Raw genomic sequence first — 4,352 nt, 5'->3', positions numbered from 1 at the left:
AAATTGTTAAGAGTAATAAATACCGAAAATAAAATAATTGCAGAGGATCTTATAGTTGCAGACTCCTTTATAACGAGGTTAAAGGGATTAATGTTTAAAAAGAACTTTAATAAAGGTGAAGCTCTTATTATTAAGCCCTGTAGTAGTATTCATACATTTAACATGAAATTTTCTATAGATGTAGTATTTATTTCTAAAGATAATAATGTTTTATATACTATAGAAAATCTCAAACCAAATAGAGTTAGCCCAATTATAAGAAAATCATATAGTGTGTTAGAGTTACCAGCAGGTACAATAAAAGAAACCAATATAAAAATAGGTAATAAGATTTTAATTAAAGATTAAACGGCTGTATCTTTATAGATAGAGCCGTTTTTATAATGAAATGTAAATAAGATGTTATTTATAAAGCAAAAATACACTGTAAATATTAGATTATATTATTATTAGAATATAAAATGTAAATTATGAGGGGAGAGTATGTAAAATTAATAGGATACAATATAAAAATGATATAATAAGAGTAAGATATATATTTATGAATTCATAATTAGATATATCTAAGCTTTGGAAATAGTCTTTGAAGATTCATATATAAAAAGGTTTTTGGGGAGTTAAAAATGGATAATGAATTATATGAAAAACTTATAAATAATTTAGAAGAACTTAAACAAGAAATAGGTGATAAAAATACTAAACTTTTTAATTTGATTTTATTAGAACGTATCATTAAAAGATTGATATCGTTCAATTATAATTGTAAAGAATGTAAGAAGTACACTATAGATTTAAATAACCATATAAATAAACTTAAAGAAAAACACGGTCAATTTAATAAGAGAGACTTCAAGGAGCATAAATCTAAAATTAATGGTATTATTTCTCATTTACAAAAAGAACATAAATTAGTAACTGAAGGTTATTATGTAGGTATTTATATGTCAATGGGTATAAGTCTTGGCTTGGTATTTGGACTTCTTTTATTTGATAATATTGCACTAGGGTTACCTATAGGATTAAGTATTGGTGTGGCAATTGGATCTAGTAAGGATGCAGATGCTAAGAAAAAGGGACTAATAATTTAAGGGGGAAATTAAGACTTTATGTATAATATATTTAATATAACTATTAATAGTGAAAAAATATAGGGGGAATAACAATGAGATACTACATGAAATCAAAGTTTTTTAAATTAAGAGAAGACTTTTGGATAAAAAATGAATTCAAAAAAGAATGCTTCTTAGTAGACAGCAAATTATTTACAATGGGATTACAATGTGAAATTCTAAAAAATAATAACGTAATATACTCTGTAAAACAAAGAGTATTATCATTTCTATCAAACTACGAAATCTTTGAAAATGGAAATATAATAGCAAAAGTAAGTCAAAAATTAACTTTTTCAAAGAATAAGCTAAAGGTAGATAGTAAATATGGAGAGATAAAAATTCAAGGGGATGCATTTCGCTATAATTATTCAATACTTAAGGACAATAAGATAATAGCAAGGGTAAATAAGTTAGCTGCATTTACAGATAATTACACTGTAAATATAGATTTTGAAGATGAAGCATTTATATTAAGTTTAGCATTTATAATAGACGATATAATAGGTAAACAGTTTAAATAACGCAAATATACTTTATCTATCAATTAACAATTGGTCTTTCAGCAGAGGGGAATAAAATTTTATAACTAGAAAAGCGACCAAAATTTTGGTCGCTTTTAATATATTTTAATAATAGTCATTATATATAAATTTAATTATATTATTAATCTCTGACTATTATTTTTCCTAATTTGTCAAAAAAGCCTTTTAAATTCAATTGTCCATACCCCCATTGTCTATCTGGGTATTTTTGTATATATATTCTGTCAGCTCCTATTATAAAAAAGTTCTTTATAGTTTGAGTATTCATATATATATCATTTTTTTTCCCCCATTCAAGCAATAACGCTGAAGCACCTGCAGTAATTGCAGCAGAAACACTGGTTCCGGTCATTTTTTTAAAACCATTGTTACTTGATGGTCCACAAACATCAAATCCAGGTGCTACAATTTCTGGCTTGACATGTTGATTTCTAGTATATCCTCGCCCAGAAGATGCAACTAAACTTTTATCTTTTAATTTATATGCTCCAACAGTTAAAACACCTTCAGCAGTTGATGGTTCTGTAATAGTTGAATCAGGATTAGGACTTGAGAATTGTACACCTTCAACCCAACCATTTCTAGTAATGAAAGCATGAACATTTCTATTAACAATTAAATCACCATATAAAATAATCTTCCAGTTCCCCTCAGTTGGATTTTTGAATCGGATTGAATATAGTTGATTACCAGATAACATTTCGAACATTTCATATTTTATATATATCTCAGTTTCTTCAAGTATCAATGTATATTTTTCTTCTTGTTCACATTTTATTTTAAATGGAATCTGAGCAATAAATTCATTAGTTGGTGAGATAATTGATATTGGCATAAGATCAGGATAAAAATTCCAAATGTTCAATGTAAACCCTTTTACTCCTTCACCCACATCTATTTTCATTTCTTTTTCTTGTTCATCTTTAGAAAATTCTACAGAGTAGTGCCTTTGCGTTGGTGCTTCATTTCCAGCTGCTACAACTACTACGTTTCCTTCTTTAGCGCCGACCTGAGATAAATATATTTCAGATGTACTACTTCCATCATGACCTCCTTGATTACTACCTATTCCGATACAAATAACTAATTGTTTACCCGCATATTTTTGAGCTTGCTTAGTTAAGTATTTTACAGCCATCATCAAATCGGTATTTTGATAAGCAGGTACTGAACTATCATCAATTAAATAAAAATCCTTTAAATATTTTTTTGCTTCTTTTAATTTTACTACGATAAGTTCTGAATCTGGAGCAACACCTATAAAATTTACATTATTTTTAATAATTTCTTTTCCTGCCGCAACACCTGCTAAAAATGTTCCATGCCCAGATTTATCTTTAGTTGGAACAATTGAAAATGGATTTTCAGATTTTAATGCTTGATCAATCTCATCTCTTGTAAACTCTGTTCCATATTCAAATTCATCAGGAGGGTTTCCCTGAATTGTCTGATCCCAAATAGAAATAATTTTGGACGTATTGTCTTCATAGATAAAGGCAGGATGTGTATAATTGATTCCAGAATCAATAATTCCAATGATAACATCCTGTCCTCTAAGCATAACATGAGGATGCTCATGAAAGAATGAAAGGTCATTATATTCTGAAAAACATTTTTTGTAATCCTTAGAATCTTCTTCTTGATATGGACCATATAAATTAGGAACGAGACAGTATTTTAAATTACCTAGCAATTGTATTCTATTTTTTTCTGATTCTTCTTTAATATGCAATATTGCAATATCATCATTTACGATTTGATAAGATTCTGCAGTGTGATATGATACATAATGATCTAACTTATTTAAATTGCCTCCATAGTGAACTATTATATCAACATATTGCTCTGATATAATTGCATTATCTATTTCCATAATAAACTCCTTACCCTAAAAAATTAATATAGAACACTCTTTTTTATAATAGCAACCTCTAAATGTTTGTACACTTGTTTATACAATTATTTGTAGCAATCTTAACCCACCTGTTTACATTTTGATTAAATTGCTCAATACATACATTTATACATAATTGACTACCAAGTATATTTGCTTGCAAAGTTGCTTTAAATGAACCTTCTATTAATTGTTGCTTTAAACTAAATTCTTTCTCCGATACTATTGTTTGCATAGGATTGATATCAAATTGTGTAACTACACTATTACTATATTTCACAAATATGGTACAGCGATTAGAAGTACAATTTCCAAATTCTACAGAAAATAAATTTATATTAGGAAACTGTGCTGCTAAAACTTGGTTAAAAGTATTAGAAGGGTTAGTTCCTGCTGTATAATTAAAGTAAAATTCATTACCTGGATTATTAATAAATACAGGATAGAATATAGGCACATATAAACAAGGAATTTCTCTTAATTGATATAACGATATAAAAAAATATGGATAGGTAAATAAACTATAATGCATACAATATCCTCCTTGATTATTGTTTTGATACTACTAAATATATTATTCGAACTTTTAATTTCTGTTACCATATAAAAGCAGCAGAGAAACAAGGAGATTTCATTTTTATTATATTAAGCCATACACCCTTGATAGTAAATTAACATATTAATTACTATCAAGGGGGGATTTTTATGGGATTAAAAGAAGTAAATTATAATGATATTAAAGATCAAATACAACCAGGTGATATAATCGCTTTTTCAGGAAAAACTTATGTTGATGAAATCATT

General features: G+C 27.3%; 5 protein-coding genes. 3 read left to right on the top strand and 2 right to left on the bottom strand.

The genetic code is table 11. The features are described 5' to 3' along the window. The 3 genes from VLM92_RS03245 to VLM92_RS03235 form a co-directional block, all read left to right on the top strand. Nucleotides 1–348: DUF192 domain-containing protein (locus VLM92_RS03245; protein ID WP_325274915.1), on the top strand; the 348-nt coding region annotated here is incomplete at its 5' end. 275 nt (nt 349–623) lie between these two features. After that, entirely contained in the window at nt 624–1,088 is a 465-nt protein-coding gene (locus VLM92_RS03240; RefSeq protein ID WP_325274914.1) for a hypothetical protein, read from the top strand. Between the two features lie 74 nt (nt 1,089–1,162). Continuing rightward, nucleotides 1,163–1,633, top strand: a complete 471-nt coding sequence (locus VLM92_RS03235) for a hypothetical protein (RefSeq protein WP_325274913.1) — start codon at nt 1,163–1,165, stop codon at nt 1,631–1,633. A 142-nt stretch (nt 1,634–1,775) separates the two neighbouring features. Here VLM92_RS03235 and VLM92_RS03230 read toward each other — a convergent pair whose 3' ends face one another. Continuing rightward, complete coding sequence (locus VLM92_RS03230; RefSeq protein WP_325274912.1) at nt 1,776–3,347, bottom strand: S8 family peptidase; 1,572 nt, start codon at nt 3,345–3,347, stop codon at nt 1,776–1,778. A 238-nt stretch (nt 3,348–3,585) separates the two neighbouring features. After that, nucleotides 3,586–4,080, bottom strand: coding sequence for a hypothetical protein (locus VLM92_RS03225; protein ID WP_325274911.1), 495 nt, complete (start codon nt 4,078–4,080; stop codon nt 3,586–3,588). Between the last annotated feature and the right edge of the window lie 272 nt (nt 4,081–4,352).

Origin of the sequence: Romboutsia sp. (genome assembly GCF_035470145.1) — a bacterium.
Classification (GTDB): domain Bacteria; phylum Bacillota; class Clostridia; order Peptostreptococcales; family Peptostreptococcaceae; genus Romboutsia_D.
The sequence above is the reverse complement of the archived record's forward strand: the minus strand, read 5'-3'. Positions and strand labels throughout refer to the sequence as shown.